Raw genomic sequence first — 20,205 nt, 5'->3', positions numbered from 1 at the left:
TCGCTTCCGACGTCACCATCTGGACCGCTCAGGCATCGCGAGCACACGCAGCCCTCACCCGAGACTCCTCACCCGACTTCTAAAACAGGCCCTAGGACGTTTGACACACTCGGCGAGGTTCACGCCGGGAGGCCAATACGCTGAATGCCATGATTCGCCCCGCGACACCCGCCGACGTGCCCGAGATCGTCAACATGATCCGCGAGCTCGCCGAGTACGAGAAGGCCGCGCACGAGGCGCGGGTGACCGAGGAGCAGCTGCGCACCGCGCTCTTCTCCGACCACCCCGCCGCGTTCGCGCACATCGCCGAGCACGACGGCGAGGTGGCCGGCTTCACGCTGTGGTTCCTGACGTTCTCGACGTGGCGGGGCGTGCACGGCATCTACATGGAGGACCTGTACGTACGCCCCTCGCACCGGGGCGGCGGCCACGGGATCGCGCTCATGAAGGAGCTGGCCCGGATCTGCGCCGAGCGCGGCTACCAGCGCTTCGAATGGTCGGTGCTCGACTGGAACGAGCCCAGCATCGTCTTCTACGACAAGCTCGGCGCGGTGCGCCAGGACGAGTGGCTGAAGTACCGGCTGACCGACGAGCCGCTGCGCAGCCTGGCCGGCCGCCAGGACTGATCGCTCACATACCGTGACAAGCCACACGTAAGATTACGGCTGATCATCGCGCCGCATTACGAGCGTGTTTCCTCCGTGACGCATGTGCGTGGCTTGTTACGCCGGTGAATCACACGTAACGAACGCACAGCCACGGATCGTCAAAGTGCGTAACGCGCGCTTCCTACTTTGGAGTTCCCCCCGGACGCCGAACGTAGGAGAAAGCCGATGGCGCGCTGGATCGCCGAGTGGCACCCCGATGACCCAGCCTTCTGGGAGAGTTCAGGCAAGCGCGTCGCACGGCGCAACCTGATCTTCTCGATCGTCGCCGAGCACCTCGGCTTCACCGTGTGGACCTTGTGGAGCATCGTGGCCACCAAGATGGGGGTCTACAAGTTCTCTACCGACCAGCTCTTCTGGCTGGTCGCGCTGCCGAACCTCATCGGCTCCGTGCTGCGCGTGCCCTACACGTTCGGCCCGGCCAAGTTCGGCGGGCGCAACTTCACCGTGGTGAGCGCGCTCCTGCTGCTCATCCCCGCGGTGCTGCTCGGCGTGGCCGTCGGCAACCCGGACACGCCGTACTGGCTGTTCCTGGTGATCGCGGCGCTGGCCGGGGTCGGCGGCGGCAACTTCGCCTCCAGCATGGCCAACATCACCTACTTCTACCCCCGCCACAAGCAGGGCGTCGCCCTGGGGCTGAACGCCGCGGGCGGCAACGTCGGCGTCAGCTCGGTCCAGCTCGTCATGCCACTGGTGATCGGGGCGCTCGGGCTGGCCGCGGCCGGGTGGTTCTGGATCCCGTTCATCGTCGTGGCCGCCGCCTGCGCCTTCTTCTTCATGGACAACCTCACCAGCGCCAAGGCCGACCCGCGCGAGCAGCTCGCGGTGGCGGGCAAGGCCCAGACCTGGATCATGTCGTTCCTCTACATCGGGACCTTCGGCTCGTTCATCGGCTACTCCACGGCCTTCCCGCTGCTCAGCAAGAGCCTCTTCCCCGACGCGCCGTTCGCCGCCGTGGCGTTCGCCGGGCCGCTGGTGGGCTCGCTGATCAGGCCGGTGGGCGGCTGGCTGGCCGACAAGCTCGGCGGCGCCCCCGTCACGCTGTGGAACTTCGCCGCGATGGGCGGCGGCGTGCTGCTGGTCTGGATGGCCAGCACCTCGGGCAACTTCTGGATGTTCTTCCTGGCCTTCCAGCTCCTCTTCCTCACCGCCGGCATCGGGAACGGCTCCACGTACCGGATGATCCCGGCCATCTTCCAGGCCAAGGCCGTCGCCGAGCGCGGCGAGGGCGAAGAGGCCCTGATGTACGGCAAGCGCCAGGCCTCGGCCGCCATCGGCATCATCTCGGCGGTGGGAGCACTGGGCGGGTTCCTCATCAACCGGGCGTTCGGGATGGCGTTCGCCGCGGCCGGGACCCCGGCGCCCGCCTTCCTCGCCTTCGGCGTCTTCTACGTGTCCTGCTTCGCCCTGACCTGGTGGTGCTACACGCGCAAGGTGGGCGCCTCGGTCGTGGCCAGCCTCGCCTATGCCCGGGTCTGACCTCATGGCCGAGCCCGTGAAGACCCACTGCCCGTACTGCGCGCTCCAGTGCGGCATGGAGATCGGCCCGGGGCTGGCGATCAGCCCCAGGACCGACATCCCTGCCAACGCCTCCGGCGCGCTGTGCCAGAAGGGCTGGACGGCGGGCGAGCTGCTCACCAACGGCGAGCGCCTGACCACCCCGCTCCTGCACGGCGAGCCCGTGGAGTGGGACGTCGCGCTCGACCACGTGGCCGAGCGGCTGTCCGCGATCCGCGCCGAACACGGCCCCGACGCCGTGGCCGTGTTCGGCGGCGGCGGGCTCACCAACGAGAAGGCCTACACGCTCGGCAAGTTCGCCAGGGTCGCGCTGGGCACCAGCCAGATCGACTACAACGGCCGCTTCTGCATGTCGTCGGCCGCCGCCGCCTCGATCAGGGCGTTCGGCTTGGACCGCGGCATGCCGTTCCCGATCACCGACCTGGCCGAGGCCGACGTCGTCCTCCTGGCCGGCGGGAACGTCGCCGAGACCATGCCGCCGTTCGTGCGCCACCTGAGCGGGCCGCGCGTGATCGTCATCGACCCGCGGCGCACCCAGACGGCCAAGCTGGCCTGGCTGCACCTGCAGCCCACGCCCGGCACCGACCTGGCCCTCGCGCTCGGGATGCTGCACCTGGCCATCGCGGACGAGCTCGTGGACGAGGCGTACGTGGCGGCCAGGACCACCGGGTTCGAGGAGGTCCGCACGTCGCTGGCCGCCTGGTGGCCGGAGCGGGTGGAGCGGATCACCGGGGTGCCGGTCTACCGGATGCGGCAGGCGGTCAGGGCGCTGGCCGCGGCGGGCAACGCGTACATCCTGACCGGGCGCGGCGCCGAGCAGCACGCCAAGGGCACCGACACGGTCACCGCGTTCATCAACCTGGCGCTGGCGCTGGGCCTGCCCGGCCGGCACGGCTCCGGGTACGGCTGCGTGACCGGGCAGGGCAACGGCCAGGGCGGCAGGGAGCACGGGCAGAAGGCCGACCAGCTCCCCGGCTACCGCAAGATCGACGACCCCGCGGCCCGCGAGCACGTGGCGGCCGTGTGGGGCGTCCCGGCCGACAGCCTCCCGGGGCCGGGGCGGTCGGCGTACGAGCTGCTCGACGCCCTCGGCACCCCAGGCGGGCCGCGGGCGCTGCTGCTGTTCGGCTCCAACCCCGTGATCTCCGCGCCCGCCGCCGAGCACGTGGCCGAGCGCATCGCCTCCCTCGACCTGCTCGTGACCTGCGACTTCGTCATGTCCGAGACCGCGGCGCTGGCCGACGTGGTCTTCCCGGTCACGGAGTGGGCCGAGGAGACCGGCACCATGACGAACCTCGAAGGCCGCGTCCTGCTCCGCAACCGGGCCGTGGCGCCGCCCGAGGGCGTCAGGAGCGACCTCGACGTGCTCGCGGGGCTCGCCGAGCGGCTCGGCCACCGCTTCGAGACCGAGCCGGTCAAGGTCTTCGACGAGCTGCGCCGGGCGAGCAAGGGCGGTGCGGCCGACTACTCCGGCATCACCTACGAGCGCATCGCCGCCGAGAAGGGCGTCTTCTGGCCCTGCCCGGAGCCGGAGCACCCCGGCACCCCGCGCCCGTTCCTCGACTCCTTCGCCCACCCGGACGGCCGGGCCAGGTTCGTGCCCGTCCAGCACCGGCCCGCGGCCGAGGAGCCCGACGACGACTACCCGATCTACCTGAGCACCGGCCGGGTGCTCTCCCACTACCAGAGCGGCGCCCAGACCCGCAGGATCGCGCCGCTCGTCCAGGCGGCCCCCGAGCCGTTCGTCGAGCTGCACCCGGATCTCGCCGAGCAGCTCGACATCTCGCCCGGGGACGTCGTACGGGTCAGCAGCAGGAGAGGCGAGGGGAAGGCCGTGGCCAGGATCAGCGACACCATCAGGCGCGACACCGTTTTCATGCCCTTCCACTGGGAGGGCGCCAACCGGCTCACCAATCCGGCGCTGGACCCGACCTCCAGGATGCCGGAGTTCAAGGTCTGCGCGGTCAGGGTGGAGAGGGACAGATGAGGCTCGTCGTCGTCGGCAACGGGATGGCCGGGTCGCGGCTGGTCAGCGAGGTACGGACCAGGGACCCGCACATGAGGATCACGATCTTCGGCGCGGAGACGCGCCAGCCGTACAACCGGGTGCTGCTGTCCAACGTGCTGGCCGGCAGCTCCCGTCCCGAGCAGGTGAGGCTGCTCGAATCCTCCTGGTACGACGCCCACAACGTCGAGGCCGCGTTCGGCGACGCGGTCGCCCACATCGACAGGGAGACCAGGCACGTGGTGACCGAGGGCGGCCGGCGCGAGCCGTACGACCTGCTGGTCCTGGCCATGGGCAGCGAGGCCGTGGTGCCGCCGATCCCCGGCGTGGAGCGGGCCATCCCGTTCCGCACGCTCGACGACTGCGAGCGGATCATGGAGGCCGCGCGGCAGGCCCGCAGGGCCGTGGTCGTCGGCGGCGGCCTGCTCGGCATCGAGGCCGCGCGCGGGCTCGCCGGGCGCGGCCTGCCCGTGACGCTGCTGCACCTGGCCGGGCACCTCATGGAGCGCCAGCTCGACGTCGAGGCGGGCGAGGTGCTCGGCGAGACGCTCGCCGGGCTCGGCGTGGAGATCCGCACCGGCGTCAGCGCGGAGTCGGTGCGGGAGGACGGCGTCCGGCTGGCCGGCGGCGAGCTGGTCGAGGCCGACCTCGTCGTGCTGGCCTGCGGCGTGCGCCCCGTCACCGGCCCGGCCGCCGCGGCGGGGCTGGAGGTGCGGCGCGGCGTCGTCGTGGATGACGAGCTGCGCACCGACGACCCGTCGATCTTCGCCATCGGCGAGTGCGCCGAGCACGACGGCACCGTGTACGGCCTGGTCGCCCCAGCCTGGGAGCAGGCCGCCGTGGCCGCCGACGTCATCACCGGCGGCAAGGCCCTCTACCGGGGCTCCCGGCTGGTCACCAGGCTCAAGGCCAGGAGCGTCGAGCTGGCCGCCATGGGCGAGACCCAGCTCACGGAGGAGCACGCCGAGGTGGTGCGCTTCAGCCATCGGGCCCGCGGCACCTACCGCAAGCTGGTCATCCGCGACGGCCGGCTGGTCGGCGCGATCCTGCTGGGCGAGAGCGACGCCGTGGGCACGCTCACCCAGCTCTTCGACCGTGGCGCGCCGGTGCCGGGCGACCGGGCGGGGCTGCTGTTCCCCGGGCTGTCGTCGGCGCCCGTGGCCGACAGCCCGACGCTGATGCCGGACGCGGCCAAGGTCTGCCAGTGCAACAACGTGACCAAGGGCCAGATCAGGGCGTGCTGGGAGGCCGGGGCCCGCGACGTGGCCGGAGTGGCGGCCGCGACCAGGGCGACGACCGGATGCGGTACCTGCCGCGACGCCGTGGAGGGCATCGTCGGCTGGCTGTGTGAGCAGGAAGGGGTTTCTGTATGAGCAGGATCGTTGTCGTTGGGTACGGGCCGACGGCCCACCGGCTCGTCGAGACCCTTGCGGACAAGGGGTTCGGCGGGCGCATCACCGTGATCGGGGAGGAGCCGCGCCCGGCGTACGACCGGGTGGCCCTGACCTCCTACCTCTCCGGCGTCACCGTGGAGGACCTCACCTACGAGGTCCCCTCGGGGGTCGTGACGAGGCTGAGCACCCGCGTGACCGGGATCGACCGGGAGGCCCGCGAGGTCACCCTGGCCGACGGCGGCACCGAGCCCTATGACGTGCTCGTGCTGGCCACCGGGTCGTCGCCGTTCGTGCCGCCGGTGCCGGGCGCCGAGCACGCGTACGTCTACCGGACCATCGAGGACCTGGACGCCATCCGGGTGGCCGCCAAGGACGCGGCCGAGGGCGTCGTGATCGGCGGCGGGCTGCTCGGCCTGGAGGCCGCCGACGCGCTGCGCGCGCTCGGCCTGAAGGCGCACATCGTGGAGATGAGCCCCTGGCTGATGCCGCGGCAGGTGGACGAGGGCGGCGGCGCGGTGCTGAAGTCCCACATCGAGGGCCTCGGGCTCAGCGTGCACGCCGGGGCGGGCGTCCAGGAGATCATCACCACGGACGGCCAGGTCACCGGGCTGCGCAAGCCGGACGGCACGGTCGTGGACGCGCAGGTCGTGGTGTTCTCCGCGGGCATCAGGCCGCGTGACGAGCTGGCCAGGTCGTCCGGGCTGGAGGTCGGCGAGCGGGGCGGCATCGTGGTGGACTCCTCGATGCTCACCTCCGACCCCTCGATCTACGCGGTCGGCGAGTGCGCGCTCGTCGGCGGCATGGTCTACGGCCTCGTGGGGCCGTGCAACACGATGGCCGAGGTGGCGGCCGACCGGATCATGGGCGGGGCCTCGGCCTTCGAGGGCGCCGACCTGTCCACCAAGCTCAAGCTGCTGGGCGTCGAGGTGGCGCAGTTCGGGGCCATGTCCGGGGCACTCGACGTCACCTACATGGACCCGGTGGGCGGCGTCTACAAGCGGCTGTTCATCAGCGACGACGCGAAGACGCTGCTCGGCGGCATCTGCGTGGGCGACGCCTCCCCGTACACCTCCCTGCGGCCCTTCGTCGGCAAGGCGCTGCCCGCCGCGCCGTCCGACCTGCTCTTCAGCGGGGCCGGGGCCAGCCTCGACCTGCCCGACGAGGCGCAGGTGTGCTCCTGCAACAACGTGTGCGCGGGCACCGTCCGCACGGCCATCGCCGACAAGGGCGTCACCGACGTGCCAGGCATCAAGGCCTGCACCCGCGCCGGCACGACCTGCGGCAGCTGCGTGCCGATGCTCAAGCAGCTGCTGGAGAAGTCGGGCGTCGAGGTCAGCAAGGCGCTGTGCGAGCACTTCACGTACTCGCGGGCCGAGCTGTTCGACATCGTACGGGTCCGCAAGATCACCACGTTCTCCCAGATCATCGCCGAGCACGGGCAGGGCAGGGGCTGCGACATCTGCAAGCCGGCCGTGGCCTCGATCCTGGCCTCGCTCTACAACGGCCACGTGCTCGAAGGCGAGCGGGTCGCGCTGCAGGACACCAACGACCACTTCCTCGCGAACATGCAGAAGAACGGCACGTACTCGGTCGTCCCGCGCATCCCCGGCGGCGAGATCACCCCCGAGAAGCTCATCGTGATCGGCGAGGTGGCCCGCGACTTCGGCCTCTACACGAAGATCACCGGCGGGCAGCGCATCGACCTGTTCGGCGCCCGGGTCGAACAGTTGCCGGAGATCTGGCGGCGGCTGGTGGACGCCGGGTTCGAGTCCGGCCACGCGTACGGCAAGGCGCTGCGCACGGTGAAGTCGTGCGTGGGCTCGACCTGGTGCCGCTACGGCGTGCAGGACTCGGTGGGCATGGCCATCGCGCTGGAGCTGCGCTACCGCGGCCTGCGCTCGCCGCACAAGCTCAAGTCGGCCGTCTCCGGATGCGCCCGCGAGTGCGCCGAGGCCAGGTCCAAGGACTTCGGGATCATCGCCACCGAGCAGGGCTGGAACCTGTACGTCGGCGGCAACGGCGGCTTCAAGCCCCGCCACGCCGACCTGCTGGCCACGGACCTGAGCTCGGAGGAGCTGATCAGGACCATCGACAGGTTCCTCATGTTCTACATCCGCACAGCCGACCGGCTGCAACGCACGTCGGCCTGGCTCGAGTCGCTCGACGGCGGCCTCGACTATCTGCGAGAGGTGATCATGGAAGACTCGCTCGGCATCTGCGCCGACCTGGACGCGCAGATGGAGAACCACATCGCCACGTACGCCGACGAGTGGGCGGCCACCTTGGACGACCCCGAGAAGCTGAACAGGTTCGTCAGCTTCGTCAACGCCCCCGGCGTGCCCGACCCGTCGATCGTCTTCGCCAGCGAGCGCGGCCAGATCAAGCCGGTGATGGCCCGATGAGCTGGATCCGGATCTGCGACTACGAGGCCATGCTGCCGGAACGCGGCGTCTGCGCCCTGGTGGGCGGCGTGCAGGTGGCCGTCTTCCGCACCCACGACGGCATGCTGCACGCGCTGGGCAACCTCGACCCGTTCAGCGGCGCGTACGTGCTCTCGCGCGGCATCGTCGGCACCAGGAAGGGCGAGCCGACCGTGGCCTCGCCGCTGCACAAGCAGGTGTTCTCCCTGGTGTCGGGGCGCTGCCTGGACGAGGACGCGGTGTCCGTGCCGGTCTACTCGGTACGGGTGGCGGACGGGGCGGTGGAGGTCGGCGTGTAGCTCGCCCTGGTGCGCTTGGTCCCAGGGCCGTCTGAGGGCCATGTCCTGTATCAGGACATGGCCCTTCGCGTCGTGCGGCTCCGGGGCTGGGCGGCACCTCCGTCACGAGTGCCGGCCGCCGCCGGTAGAGCACCGCCTTCCGGGGCGTCCAGGTCTTCCAGGGCTTTCAGAGAGCCGTCACGGCTCCGGAAGCCAGGCGAGGTGTCCGGGGGCCGCCTTCCTCGCGTTCGGGAGGCCGCGGCCGATCAGGCTTGCCGTGGGGGTCATCGCTCGGCGATGCCGTTCTGGCATATCGGCTGCGTAGCCGACGGCCGACGGCTATGCTCCAGTCTCCACCGGGGGGTAGACGTGAGGGCTTCGATGAGCTACCGGCAGCACGCAACGCCGTCCTGAATCGATGCTGTCGCAACGTTCGGCGTCCTCGCGCTGGGGGAGGGGTTCCGGGTTCGCCTGGATTCGCGGCACTGGACGGACGCTATCGGCGGGGCTCGGTGATCTGGTCTCGCGGCGGCAACGATCGCAACTCTGACCGGTCTCATCAAATCCAGTGAACCGTTACCGTGAGTAACACCCCGATGAGGCAAAAGCGGGGTGTGGAGTGGTCAAACGTCACATTCGCTCATGACGGGCGCGGGCATCTAAGCGGCCATGAGCAAGGTTTTTCAGCGCAGGGCGCTCCTGCCGGCGGCGATCGTCCCCGCACTCATGGTTGCCGGCTGTGCCACCGGCGGTGACCGTACGCAAGCGATGAAGGCGGTCGCGACCGTGTCCCCGACGGCAACGGCAACGGCGACGGCGGCCGGGCGGCCGCGCGCGGCCGTCGAGTCATATTTCAACGCGCTCAAGTCGGGGAACGTGGACCAGATCGTCGGCGCGTTCGCGGCCAACGCCGTGGTCGAGGTCGACGGTGAGGCCACGGCGCAGGGCGTCCGGGCGATTCGCGGCCTCTACCAGCAGCAGTTGCATGGCGCGACCGACCTGCTGTCGGCCAAGCACAAGATCGAGGACGTGCGTGAGGTCGGTGCCGAGGGCGCCGTCGTCCGCTCGACGAGCAAGCAGGGGGACGCGAACTACCGCGAGCTGTTCGTGCTCACCAAGGAGGGCGGGAAGTGGAAGATCTCCGAGTTCATGAACAACCAATCGGCCTGACCGTAGCCGCCCCCTGAATGGACGCCGCGCGCTTTGCGGGAATTTGTCCGGGAATGCGGGAATTCTGGGGTGGATTGACCGGGCCGGGTTATGGGTGAGCGGGCTACGACTGCGCGGTGCCGCGCGGGATGCGCGGGGTGATGCGGCCCTGGTCGACCAGCGCCAGGTACACGGCGAAGGCGCCCCGCGCCCACGTTTCCGCCTGTCGCGCGGTCAATCTGAGCTCCTCGCCCTCGTGCGAGACGATCAGGTAGCCACCCCAGGGCGTACTTCGTCGCCACGCCACCAATACGTTCTCGTAAACGAGGACGTCGAGCATTGCGGTCACATATGCGCGTCCGGTGGCGGACACGGCGCAAGCCTCCTCGCTCCTCGCCGAATTCTCGCCTTGCTTCTATTGTGCGCGCCGTATCGGGAAATGTCGCAGGCCCGTCAGAACCTGGGCCGCGCTTCCGGTGTATCTGTACCGGAGGTGGTTCCATGAAGAGGATTCTGGCCGTGCTGGCCGCCGCGGCCGCACTGGCCCTGGGCGCCCTGCCGGCCGCCGCCGCGGGCGGGTGGGCGGTGACCTACCTGGATCCGGCGCCGTCCCGGTTCGAGGGCGGCACGTCGTACGCGCTGGGGTTCTGGGTGCTCCAGCACGGATCCCATCCGTTCGAGGGGGATCTGGGGGCCGTCGGGCTGCGGTTCACCGGGGAGGGCGGGAAGAGCCTGCTCTTCGACGGCACGGCCCTGCCCGAGGCCGGGCACTACGCCACGTCGGTGGTGGTGCCTGAAGGGGTGTGGAAGGTGGAGGGCGTCCAGGGGCTGTTCCAGCCGTACGAGGTGGGGACGCTGACCGTGCCCGGTGGGCTGAAGGTCAACCCGGTGCCGCCTGAGATGGCGGCCCCTTTGCCGGCGGCGGAGTCGTTCTGGGGGGCCGTTCGGCCGCCCGGGTTCCGGGACGGAGGTTCGGCGGTGATCACCCGGTCGCCGCAGGGGCAGGAGAGCGCCGGTGCCACCGGGATGCCGCAGGGACAGGCGAGTGCTGGTGCGGCCGGCGTGCAGCGAGGGCAGGGGAGTGCCGGTGCCGCCGGCGTGTGGCAGGGGCTGGAGAGCGGGGTGCCCGCGTACGCTCTGGTGATCGCTGCCGTCGGTGGTGCGCTGGTCGTGGTGGCGGGCCTGTGGTTGCTGGCTCCGTCACGCCTGCTGGGCCTGTTGCCTCAGCCGCACCTGCCGGGTGGGGCGCTGGCGAGGCCCCTGGCCCGGGTGGTGCGCCTGGCTCGCTGGTCGCGCAGGACGGAAGCCGAGCCGGACGCGCATCCGAGCCCGTCCTCGGACCCGCCTGAGGCGGCGGGCTCGTCGGGGGAGACGATCGTCATCTCCGGCAGGTGAGCGGAGGGACCGGTGGGGAGAACGCCGGGTGTGCCCGTGGCGGGTGGGGTCAGAGTTCGCGTTCCTGGTGGTCGAGGATGGCGATGGAGACGGCGACCGCGCGGGCCGCGTCGCCGTCCTCGATCGCGCTCAGCAGGTCGTCATGGGAGCTGTCAGGGGTCAGGGCCGCCTGGTCCTGGTCCCTGACGCTGTCGCGCAGGGCGTCGCTCATGCTGCGGTAGAGGTCGCCGAGCAGGGCGTTGTGCGCGGCGTCCGCGACGAGCAGGTGGAAGTCCACGTCCGAGTCCGCGAACCCGTCGAGATCGCCGGCGCGGGCGGCCGTGTCCCTGCGGGCGAGCGCCGCGCGCATCGCGGTCAGGTCCTCCTCCGTGCGTCTGCCCGCCGCGAGCCGGGCGGCCACGAGGTCGAGGCCGCGGCGCACGTCGATGATGTCCATGGCGGCGGCGGTGTCGAGCCGCCGGCGCAGGGCGACCTTGGACTCGTCGGTGGCGGTCACGTACGTGCCGTCGCCCTGACGGGTGTGCAGCAGCCCGGCGTGCGCCAGGACCCGGACCGCCTCGCGTACGGACAGCCTGCTCATGCCGAGGCTCTGCGCGAGCTGGCTCTCGGACGGGATCTTGGTGCCGACCGGCCACACACCACGCGCGATCTCTCGGCGGAGCTCGTCGATCGCGGCATCCACGAGCGAGGTCCGAGCGACGTTTCGCATGCACCCTCTCCTCATCGGCTGGAGGACATCCACCCTAAGAGCTATCGCGGAAGGCGGGGTAGTCCACCCCGCGATCGCGCCAGGATCGGGCGGGCCGCGCGTCCGGTCAGGGCGGGTGGTGCGGCCGGTCCCCGCAGGTTGCAGGGCCGGTCGAGGGCGGGTGGCGGGGGTGGTCAGTGGGGGCGGAGGGCTGAGAGGAAGGTGGACTGGACGGCCTCGAAGCGGCGGGTGACATCGCCGAGGTCGAACGGCAGGCGCTCGCCGCCCTGGGCCTCCGCGAGGCGTTCCTCGAGCTGGCCGCGGGCCGAGAGCTGGGCCGCGCGCAGTGCCGACACGAGCGCCTCGGCCAGCTCCTCGCTGCCCATCGTGCGCAGCACCCGCGCGTCCAGGCGGATGTCCCGGACGAGCCCGTCGGCCTCCACCGTGGCCTGGATCCGGCCCCCGGCGGCGGTGCCCTCACCGGTGACCTCGTCGAGCCCGTCCATGGCCGCGGCGAGCTTCGACATGTTCTCGTCCGCGCGCCGCCCGATCCGGTCCAGCTCCTCGGGCGTGACGGCGGCCGGATCGAAGTCGAACATGCCATGACCTCCCTGTTCATCGGCGCGACCACCGGAGTCGATCAAGATTTTCTGAACCTGTTCACAGCGATCGGTTTCTCCCGGCCAAACATCCGGTGAACCCGGATGATCAATACTCTCCGTACGACAAAGATGACCTTCGATGCAAAACATCTGAAGGAGCGACATGTCCACCCAGCAGGAGACAAGAGTCATCACGTCTCGGGTCATCGCCGCCATGGGCGAGCGCTACGGCGACGTCTGGTCCGGTTTCATGAAGAGCGGAGACCGCGTCTACGACACCGACCTCGACGGCGCACTGGGGACGCTCATGGGCCGGGTCCTTGGCCCGGCTTACGAGACGGCGCAGAGGGGCTGCCAGGAAGCCCTGCAGGGCGGAGCCATCGCCTCCCTCGGCATCTCCGACAGCCTGTCCGTCTGCGCCGCGAACTGGCGCACGGCCGAGCGGGCCAGCATCGTGGAGTACCGGTGATGGCGCCCTCGCCGTGGCCGATCATCCAGACGCTCCGCCGGCTCCAGCTGTACGCGGGCGTGCCGCTGGTGTCGCTCGCGCTCCTGGAGTCCCTCCAGATGGACGACGACCGGGTCTCGGAGGTCGCCAAGGTCTGGAAGCAGATGGCCAGGGACCTCGACGCCCCCGTGGAGGCGCTGGACGCCATGCCCGCCGAGGCCCGCCGCGGCTGGATCGCCGACGACCAGCGGGAGTTCTCGCGGGTGACCGGCAAGATGCACGCGGGCACCGAGACCGTGCGGGACTCCCTCGACAAGGTCGGAGACAACCTCGAGGGCGTGGCCAACGCCTTCCGGCTCTTCAAGGGGGCGATGGCCACCTTCTCCACGATGATCGCCGCCTCCTCCGTGTACGGGGTCGCGATGATGGCGCTGTCGCCCGTGGGCGCCGTCCAGGGTCGCCTGTACCTGAGATGGCTGCTCAACGCGGCCGACAAGGTGCTGACCGTGATGTGCGGCGCCCTCCTCACGTACTGCATGGGCCAGGGGGCCGTCATCGCCTACCTGATCGCGCAGGCGCAGCAGCTGGCCGACATGGCCGAGCCCTATGAGGAGGGCGGCTGGCCGAGGGCGAGGCTGCGCGAGGCCGACTTCTCCACGATGAAGATCGACAAGTCGGCGTTCCCCACGTTCCAGTCCCCCGACCGGGGCGACACCCTGCCGGACGCCGCGAAGGACTTCCAGTGGGTCGCCCCGAGCCGGCCCCGTACGAAGTGAGCCCCGCCCGGCGCGGTCTATGAGTGACGGGAGGCGGCCAGGGCGGCGCCGATGATGCCGGCCTCGTTCTGGAGGGCGGCGGGCAGCACGGGCGTGTCGATGTGGACGTGCGGCAGGAACTTGTCGGCCTTCCTGCTCGCACCCCCGCCGATGACGATCAGCGTGGGCGACAGCAGCATCTCCACGTGCCGGAGGTACTCCTCCACCCGCTCGGCCCACTTCTCCCAGCTCAGCTCGTGCTCCTCCCGCACCCGCGCCGACGCCCGGTGCTCGGCGTCCTTGCCCCGCAGCTCCAGGTGCCCCAGCTCGGTGTTGGGGACGAGCGTCCCCTCGGTGAACAGCGCGCTCCCGATCCCCGTGCCGAACGTCAGCACGAGCACCGTCCCCCGCTCCCCGCGCCCGTGCCCGAAGGCCACCTCCGCCACGCCGGCCGCGTCGGCGTCGTTCAGCACGGTCGCCCCGCCGAACAACTCGGCCGCGTCCACGCCGATCCACGAGTGGTCCACGTTGGCGGCGGTCAGCACGACCCCGTCCTTGACCACGCCGGGGAAGGTCACTCCGACAGGACCGTTCCAGCCGAAATGTTTGACGATCTCCGCGACCGCCTCGGCCACCTCATGGGGCTTGGACGGCTGGGGCGTGGGAATGCGCAAACGCTCCTTGACCAGCTCGCCGGCCTCGATGTCGACCGGGGCGCCCTTGATTCCCGAACCGCCGATGTCAATGCCCAACACGTTCATGTCAATCCCTCTCCCCTTCAGGACACGAAAAAACTCCTGTCCTGATATTTCCAGAACTGGCTGAACCGCCCCACGGCCCTCCGCGTATCTCGCGTCACAAGCGCTAACTAGGAGGCAACGGATGCGGCCACGCATCATCACACTCTGCGCTGTCGCGAGTGTTCTGGGAGCGACTATCGCCACTCCCGCGGACGCCGCTACAACCAGGAACCGTTTCGACGTGATCAACCTTGTGTCGGATGTTCAGGGCAAAGCCCCGGTCACCGACGCCAAGGTCGTCAACCCGTGGGGCCTGGCCATGGGCAAGACTCTGTGGGTCTCGAACACCGGCACCGGCACCGCCACCGTCTACTCAGGCACGGGCAAGAAGGAGCAGACCGAGGTCTGGATCCCCGGCGGAGCCCCCACCGGCCAGGTGTTCAACCCGGGAGAGGGCTTCACCGTCAAGGGCAAGCCCGCCCAGTTCATCTTCTCCAGCCCGAGTGGTGCCATCACCGGCTGGAACAAGGACGTGGACCCGAAGAACGCGATCATCGGGGCCTTCACCCGCGGCGCCGACTACAAGGGGCTGGAGCTCGTCGAGACCGACGACGGGGACTTCCTGCTGGCCGCCGACTTCGCGAGCGGGCGCATCCACGCCTTCGACGAGGACTTCCGGCGCATCAGCCTGAAGAGCTGGCAGTTCCGCGACCCGGCTGTCCCCAGGACGTACAAGGCCTACAACGTGGCGATCGCCAACGGCAGCATCTGGGTGTCGTGGGCCATCCGTGACCCGTCCACCGGCAAGCCCGAATTCGGCGAGGGCAAGGGTTTCGTGAGCCGGTTCAACGCCGGCGGACGCCTCACCGGCCGCATCTCCAGGGTGGGGCTCAACGCCCCCTGGGGGATCACCGCCGCGCCGAAGGGCTGGGGACAGTACCGGGGCGCGCTGCTGATCGGCAACTTCGGTGACGGCACCGTGCACGCGTACAAGAACAGCCGCCACCTGGGCGCGCTGGCCACGGCCGACGGCAAGCCGATCGTGCTGCCCGGCCTCTGGGACCTGGAGCCCGGCACGGCCACCAACGGCGGAGAGAACTCCATGTGGTTCTCCGCGGGCATCGACGGCACCAAGCATGGTCTGATCGGCATCATCGCCCCGCAGGGCACGAAGCCGACGTCCACCGCGACGCCCACGTCGACACCGTCGAGCTCCCCGACGAACCACCCGTCGGGTCACCAGACGAGCGCCCCCAGTAGCCAGTCGTCGTCCTCCCAGAACCCGTACGGCGGGTACTGAGCGGCGCTCTTTCGCCGTCGCCCCCGGCCTGGCGAGAAGCGCAGCTCGCCACCCAAGGCCGGGGGCGGCGGTCACGCGAACGTTTCCGGCGCGGCTGGCGCGAGCCGCGCCGGAAACAACCCCTGGTTGGTGCTTCCCGCCGCACCCTTGCTCCTCGCCGCAGCACCTCGGCTGAGGTCTCCGAGAGAGGGATAGGGGAAGGGCTGGCTCCTCCTGGAGGACCTCGGTGTCCTCCGGGAGGAAGGGGTTGTGGTCCCCCTGGCGTTTGGCCAGGCCAGGACTTCGGTACGGTCGGATCGTGAGCGAGCGATCCTTCAGCGAATGGCTCAGGCGACAGTGCGAGCCGGAGTGGACGGCGGTGGTGACACACCCGTTCGCGATGGCGATCACGACGGGCTCGGCGCCCGACGACGGCATGCGGCGCTATCTGGAGCAGGACTTCCAGTTCGTGGACTCGTTCACGGCCTTGCTCGGGGCGGCCGTGGCGAGCGCGGACACGTTCGAGGCGCGGGTGCCCTACGGGAAGTTCCTCGGTCAGGTGGCGACCACCGAGGAGAAGACGTACTTCCACCGGGCGCTGGCCGAGCTGGGCGGGCGGACCGACGCGCCGCCCGAGCCGGTGACGGCCGCGTTCAGGCAGCTCATGGACGAGGTGCGGACGTCCCAGGACTACCTGCTGATCGTCGCCGTGCTCTGCGTGGCCGAGTGGTGCTACCTGGGCTGGGCGTCGCGCGCGGAGGAGCCGCTGCCGGAGAGCTTCGTCCACCGCGAGTGGATCGAGCTGCACGAAGGCCCGGAGTTCCGGGCCTGGGTGGCCTTCCTGCGCGGCGAGCTCGACCGGCTGGGCGCGGGCCTGGACGAGGATCGCCGGACGGCGGCGCTGGACGTCTTCCGCCTCGCGGTCGAGCTGGAACACGCCTTCTTCGACCTGGCCGCCGCCCCTTAGCCCAGCACGGCCGCCAGATCCTGGAACGAGCGGTAGTGGACGCCGGTCATGCCGAGCTCCCTGGCCGCCTCCACGTTCTGCAGCCGGTCGTCCACGAACAGGCAGCGCTCGGGCGCGACCCCGGCCCGCTCCGCGGCGATCTCGTAGATCCGCCGGTCGGGCTTGGCCACGCCGACCCTCGCGCTGCTGACCACGTCGTCGGCGAAGTACGTCAGCCCCAGCAGGTCGAGGTGCTGCTCCAGCGAGTCCGTGGCGTTGGTCACGATCACCACGGGCACGTGCTGCTGCGCCTTGGCCAGCAGCGCCCTGACCTCCTCGTCCACCCAGAACCGCACCTGCGCGAACTCCGCCACGGCCTGGCGGGCCCGCTCGTCGCCGCCGAGCGCGACCACGACCGACTCCAGCCACTCGGCCTCGGTGGCGTGGCCGAGCGTGGCGGGCTCGATCAGCGCGGGGTCGAGGGCCGTCTTCATGAGCGGCAGGCCGTACCGGGCTTCGATGCCGGCCTGGGCGTCGTGGTCGAAGAGGCGAAGCACGCCATCAAGATCGGACAGGACCGCGTCAAAGGGGATCACAGCCCCTCATTGTGACAGTCGCCAGCATTTCCTGCGTCGTCAAAGGTCCAAGGGCGACCGGCCGGACTACCATCTCCGAGACAGGATTCGGTATCGGAACGGTAGGGCATGAGCGCACGCGAGCTGGGGCGGCTGTTCGCCGACGGCGGCAGAGGTCACAGGCTGCCCGCGGGGCTGCCGCCGGGCGAGGTGGTCTGGCCCGATCCCGGCTACACCGGGCAGGGCGAGGCGGTCAGGCCGGCGTTCTGGATGAGCGAGGAGGCGGTGTCCGGCGAGGACTGGACGCGCATGCGCGAGTGGCAGCCGCACAGCGGGCTGTGGCCGGTGCTGCTGGACGAGTCGGCGCAGCCCTGGGGGGTCGGACAGATCATCCCGGACGATCCCCGCCAGATCGAGCACTTCACCGCCGAGGGGTTCATGGCCGAGGTGTGGCAGGAGTGGGTGGCCCAGATGCCGCAGGACGCGCTGGAGGAGCTGGACCCTTTCGGGGCGATCTGCCCCGGCCCCGCGCCGTCCGGGGTGCTCAGGGCCGCTCCCGAGGCGGTCGCCGACTGGCTCGCGGGCGAGCTGGCCGTCAAGGGGATGCCGCTCGGGCTGGTCGCCGCCTCCAGGGGCGCCGACGCGCTGGCCGTGATGGGCTGGCAGGGCGCGCTGCACCACAACGAGTGGATGGTCCCCATGGCCGCCGTGGTGCGCAGCTGGGAGGACCGGTTCGGGGCCCGGGTGGTGAGCGTCGGGTTCAACACCCTGGACCTGAGCGTGGCCGCCCCGCCGGTCGATCCCGAGCACGCGTTACACGTGGCCGCCGAGCACTGGACGTTCTGCCCGGACAACATCGTCCAGGGGCCCGGTGACCTGCAGGGCTATGCCGAGCAGATCGTCGGCGCGCACGCCTGGTCGTTCTGGTGGGACTGAACGGCGGCACTGAACGGGGATTCGGCCGGGGTCCCGGCCGAACCCTCCGGTGTCAGGGGATACGGGCCACGGCCCCGTAACTTCCCGAAGAACTCGGCTGTTCGGCGCAGGCGGTGTCGAGGTCGTTCGGCCGCCATTCCGGAATCCACACCAACCCCGGATCGACCAGCACCAGACCTTCGAGCAACGCCGCAACCTCCTCCCTGTTGCGGATCGCGTGACCCGGCAGCGTCATCGCCAGCAGGTCGTGAACCGCCGTCAGCAGCTCCGGCGGGATCGCGTCGAACGTGGTCTGCAGCAGCGACAGATAGCTCCCTTCGGGCACCACCTGCCGGATCCGCTTGATCACGTAGTGGAAGTACTCGTCGTCGTTCAGGCTGTGGGTCGACAGCAGCAGCACGGCCATGGGCCGGTCCCAGTCGAGGAACGTCTGCAGGACCCGGTCATCGAGGAGGTCGTCGATCTCGCGCACGTCGCCCTCTACGACGCGTACGAGGTCGGTGACGGGCTCGATGGTCGCCCGGGCTCCGGCCAGCACCATCGGGTCGTTCTCCACGTAGACCACACGGGGGACCGCGCCGCGCAGGGCGTCACGGGCCACGTCGTGCAACTGTCTGCCCGCCGGCAGGCCGGTGGGCACACCACTCCCGACGATGACGAACTGGTCCACACCTTCGCCGGCCAGATGGCGCACCACACGGGACAAATATTGGAGCACGGCCCGTGCGGCCGTCGTCATGATGGGAGCGGCCTGGTCGTAGCGGCGCACTGCGTCTCTGTCCGCCACGAAGTGGTTTTTTCCACCCGTGGCAGCGTCGAGAACCCGGGTGATCCTTGCTTGGGTCATCTCCAGCTTCGCCAGGTTTCGGATGGCACGCTGACGCATTGAGTGTTGCCCCTTTCCCCTCGCCCACTATCTCGGGAAAAAGTTGATCCTTTCGGACCCCACTCGATGACCCAGAACTTATGATCCTCGCTGGGCGGCAGATGACAACCGGAAAAGCCATTAGTTTTCGGTATATCTGGCTAACCCTCTACCGCGAATAACGATCATGCATTAGGGAAAGAGATCATTTTCCGAGGGAACGCGAAAGCCGCTCGCGATGGAAATTCAACACCTCGAAAGTCTCTTCGCGGGTCGTCGTCGTCACCGACAGCTTGGTGAACGCCTGGTGGTATGCCTCCACCACGGCGGTGTCGGTGATCAGCTCGTCGGACTCGATGCCGTGGGCGCACGCGATGTCCGCCTCGAACGCCTCGGCGAAGCGCCAGAGCGTGAACGGGCCGGTGCGCGGCACGTAGACGGGGTCGTCCGTCGGCACCACGTGGAGCGAGACGTTGGGCCGCTTGGCGTGCTCGATGAGCTGGTCGATCTGGCGGAGCTGGACGTGCGGCCCGACGATCGAGCGGGTCAGCACGCTCTCGTCGACGACCGCCCACACCACGATGCCGCTGTCGCGGGCCACGGCCTCCTGGCGGGCCAGCACGAGGGCGAGCGCCTCGTTGACCGTCTGCTGCCCGAGCGTCGCCGGCCCGGAGACGGTGACGGCCGCCCGGGCGTATTCCTCGGTCTGCAGCAGCGGCGGGACGAACTGGGGGTGGTAGGTGCGGATCACCGTGGCCCGCTGCTCCAGCGCGTACGTGGTGGCCAGCCAGACCGGCACCGACTGCGCGTCGTACCAGGCGGCCTCGCGCTCGCCCCGGGCCAGCGACAGCACGTATTCGCGGATGGGCGGGGCGGTGACGCCGTAGAGGGCGAGCAGCCGCTCGACGGTGATGGGCGCGGGTGCGATCCGGCCCTCCTCGATGGCCGGGATCGCCGCGGCTCCCTTGCCGATCGCGGTCTCCACCTGCTCGACCGACAGGTCGGCGGCCAGGCGAAGGCCGTGCAGCCGCTTGCCGAGCGCCCGCCGCTGCGGCCCGCTCAGCGGCGCGGCCGCGTCGGGGATGTCGTCGGGGGAGGGGGGCTCGGGCTCCTCGGGCAGCCCCTCGGCGCGGCGGGCCAGCTCGACCACGCCGCGCAGCACGGTCAGGGAGCTCTCGGACAGGTCTGAGGCGCCCAGGCCGATGGCGGCCGCGCGCAGCTGGAGGTCCTCGACGGCGCCGGACTCGAGATAGTCGTCGCCGACCAGCCAGCCGACGCTCACCTGCAGGCAGGAGGCCAGCGCCCGCAGCACCTGGAGCGTCGGGTTGGTCTGCTTGCCGGTGCGCAGCTGGCTGACATAGGCGCGGGTGATCGGGATGCCCGCCTCCGTCAGGGCGGAGGCGACCTGCGCGCCGGTGAAGCCGCGCTTGGTCAGCGCAAGATCGAGCCGCTCGGCGAAGTTCGCCACGGCACACCTCCATCCACCGCCCGTGAACTTTTCCAGCGTAAGGGACGCGAGCCGCACTGTCCCCTGCCATGCGGGGCAG

The 20,205-nt window shown here is 70.3% G+C and carries 19 protein-coding genes and 1 pseudogene; 13 read left to right on the top strand and 7 right to left on the bottom strand.

All coding sequences use genetic code 11. The features are described from left to right. Positions 1–122: 122 nt before the first annotated feature. From ABZS69_RS07900 to ABZS69_RS07870, 7 genes and pseudogenes are all read left to right on the top strand, one after another. Positions 123–626: pseudogene (locus ABZS69_RS07900) on the top strand (GNAT family N-acetyltransferase); the annotation flags it as partial. 207 nt (positions 627–833) lie between these two features. After that, positions 834–2,144, top strand: a complete 1,311-nt coding sequence (locus tag ABZS69_RS07895; RefSeq protein ID WP_355368301.1) for an MFS transporter — start codon at positions 834–836, stop codon at positions 2,142–2,144. Positions 2,145–2,148: 4 nt separating this feature from the next. Continuing rightward, on the top strand, positions 2,149–4,170 hold the full coding sequence (locus ABZS69_RS07890; protein ID WP_355368298.1) for a molybdopterin-dependent oxidoreductase: 2,022 nt from the start codon (positions 2,149–2,151) through the stop codon (positions 4,168–4,170). Beyond that, positions 4,167–5,561, top strand: a complete 1,395-nt coding sequence (locus ABZS69_RS07885; protein WP_355368295.1) for an FAD-dependent oxidoreductase — start codon at positions 4,167–4,169, stop codon at positions 5,559–5,561. Before ABZS69_RS07890 ends, ABZS69_RS07885 begins: the two co-directional genes overlap by 4 nt. Beyond that, positions 5,558–7,984, top strand: coding sequence for a nitrite reductase large subunit NirB (gene nirB, locus ABZS69_RS07880; protein ID WP_355368292.1), 2,427 nt, complete (start codon positions 5,558–5,560; stop codon positions 7,982–7,984). The genes ABZS69_RS07885 and nirB overlap by 4 nt, the downstream gene beginning before the upstream one ends. Beyond that, positions 7,981–8,301 carry a nitrite reductase small subunit NirD gene (gene nirD, locus ABZS69_RS07875; protein WP_355368289.1) on the top strand — a complete coding sequence of 107 codons (321 nt, stop codon included), beginning with the start codon at positions 7,981–7,983 and terminating at the stop codon, positions 8,299–8,301. The genes nirB and nirD overlap by 4 nt, the downstream gene beginning before the upstream one ends. Before the next feature lie 648 nt (positions 8,302–8,949). Then, positions 8,950–9,450 (top strand): nuclear transport factor 2 family protein, encoded by a 501-nt coding sequence (locus ABZS69_RS07870; RefSeq protein WP_355368286.1) that lies wholly within the window; start codon positions 8,950–8,952, stop codon positions 9,448–9,450. Positions 9,451–9,553: 103 nt separating this feature from the next. Here ABZS69_RS07870 and ABZS69_RS07865 read toward each other — a convergent pair whose 3' ends face one another. After that, positions 9,554–9,802, bottom strand: a complete 249-nt coding sequence (locus ABZS69_RS07865) for a hypothetical protein (RefSeq protein WP_355368283.1) — start codon at positions 9,800–9,802, stop codon at positions 9,554–9,556. Positions 9,803–9,930: 128 nt separating this feature from the next. Here ABZS69_RS07865 and ABZS69_RS07860 point away from each other — a divergent pair, with 128 nt between their 5' ends. Then, a complete protein-coding gene (locus ABZS69_RS07860) occupies positions 9,931–10,824 on the top strand; it encodes a hypothetical protein (RefSeq protein ID WP_355368280.1) in 894 nt (297 codons plus the stop codon). 49 nt (positions 10,825–10,873) lie between these two features. Here the strand turns inward: ABZS69_RS07860 and ABZS69_RS07855 are convergent, their stop codons facing one another. Both ABZS69_RS07855 and ABZS69_RS07850 read right to left on the bottom strand, forming a co-directional pair. Next, positions 10,874–11,533, bottom strand: coding sequence for an FCD domain-containing protein (locus tag ABZS69_RS07855; protein ID WP_355368277.1), 660 nt, complete (start codon positions 11,531–11,533; stop codon positions 10,874–10,876). 173 nt (positions 11,534–11,706) lie between these two features. Next, complete coding sequence (locus ABZS69_RS07850) at positions 11,707–12,111, bottom strand: YbaB/EbfC family nucleoid-associated protein (protein ID WP_355368274.1); 405 nt, start codon at positions 12,109–12,111, stop codon at positions 11,707–11,709. A 166-nt stretch (positions 12,112–12,277) separates the two neighbouring features. Here ABZS69_RS07850 and ABZS69_RS07845 point away from each other — a divergent pair, with 166 nt between their 5' ends. Continuing rightward, a complete protein-coding gene (locus ABZS69_RS07845; protein WP_355368271.1) occupies positions 12,278–12,583 on the top strand; it encodes a hypothetical protein in 306 nt (101 codons plus the stop codon). Next, positions 12,580–13,338: a hypothetical protein gene (locus tag ABZS69_RS07840; protein WP_355368268.1), complete on the top strand. Its 759-nt coding sequence runs from the start codon at positions 12,580–12,582 to the stop codon at positions 13,336–13,338. Before ABZS69_RS07845 ends, ABZS69_RS07840 begins: the two co-directional genes overlap by 4 nt. A gap of 17 nt (positions 13,339–13,355) precedes the next feature. On the opposite strand, the gene ppgK is transcribed toward ABZS69_RS07840, so the two are convergent. Beyond that, positions 13,356–14,078 (bottom strand): polyphosphate--glucose phosphotransferase, encoded by a 723-nt coding sequence (gene ppgK / locus ABZS69_RS07835; protein WP_355368265.1) that lies wholly within the window; start codon positions 14,076–14,078, stop codon positions 13,356–13,358. A 220-nt stretch (positions 14,079–14,298) separates the two neighbouring features. On the opposite strand from ppgK, the gene ABZS69_RS07830 reads away from it, so the two are divergent. Then, positions 14,299–15,357: a TIGR03118 family protein gene (locus tag ABZS69_RS07830; RefSeq protein WP_355368262.1), complete on the top strand. Its 1,059-nt coding sequence runs from the start codon at positions 14,299–14,301 to the stop codon at positions 15,355–15,357. 298 nt (positions 15,358–15,655) lie between these two features. Further along, complete coding sequence (locus ABZS69_RS07825; RefSeq protein WP_355368259.1) at positions 15,656–16,303, top strand: TenA family protein; 648 nt, start codon at positions 15,656–15,658, stop codon at positions 16,301–16,303. Here ABZS69_RS07825 and ABZS69_RS07820 read toward each other — a convergent pair. After that, a complete protein-coding gene (locus tag ABZS69_RS07820; RefSeq protein ID WP_355368256.1) occupies positions 16,300–16,878 on the bottom strand; it encodes an HAD-IA family hydrolase in 579 nt (192 codons plus the stop codon). The two genes, ABZS69_RS07825 and ABZS69_RS07820, sit on opposite strands and share 4 nt — an antisense overlap. Before the next feature lie 108 nt (positions 16,879–16,986). On the opposite strand from ABZS69_RS07820, the gene ABZS69_RS07815 reads away from it, so the two are divergent. Further along, the gene (locus tag ABZS69_RS07815) at positions 16,987–17,793 is read left to right on the top strand and encodes a DUF4253 domain-containing protein (RefSeq protein ID WP_355368253.1); all 807 of its coding nucleotides are present in this window, start codon (positions 16,987–16,989) and stop codon (positions 17,791–17,793) included. Positions 17,794–17,845: 52 nt separating this feature from the next. On the opposite strand, the gene ABZS69_RS07810 is transcribed toward ABZS69_RS07815, so the two are convergent. Together ABZS69_RS07810 and ABZS69_RS07805 are read right to left on the bottom strand one after the other, a co-directional pair. After that, on the bottom strand, positions 17,846–18,640 hold the full coding sequence (locus ABZS69_RS07810; RefSeq protein WP_355368250.1) for an SAM-dependent methyltransferase: 795 nt from the start codon (positions 18,638–18,640) through the stop codon (positions 17,846–17,848). A gap of 223 nt (positions 18,641–18,863) precedes the next feature. Beyond that, positions 18,864–20,126 (bottom strand): Scr1 family TA system antitoxin-like transcriptional regulator, encoded by a 1,263-nt coding sequence (locus ABZS69_RS07805; protein ID WP_355368247.1) that lies wholly within the window; start codon positions 20,124–20,126, stop codon positions 18,864–18,866. Positions 20,127–20,205: the final 79 nt, after the last annotated feature.

This window comes from Nonomuraea sp. NPDC005650 (assembly GCF_040605375.1).
In the GTDB taxonomy this organism is placed as follows: Bacteria; Actinomycetota; Actinomycetes; order Streptosporangiales; family Streptosporangiaceae; genus Nonomuraea.
Note: the sequence above shows the minus strand (reverse complement) of the source record. Positions and strands in the feature narration are given on the sequence as shown.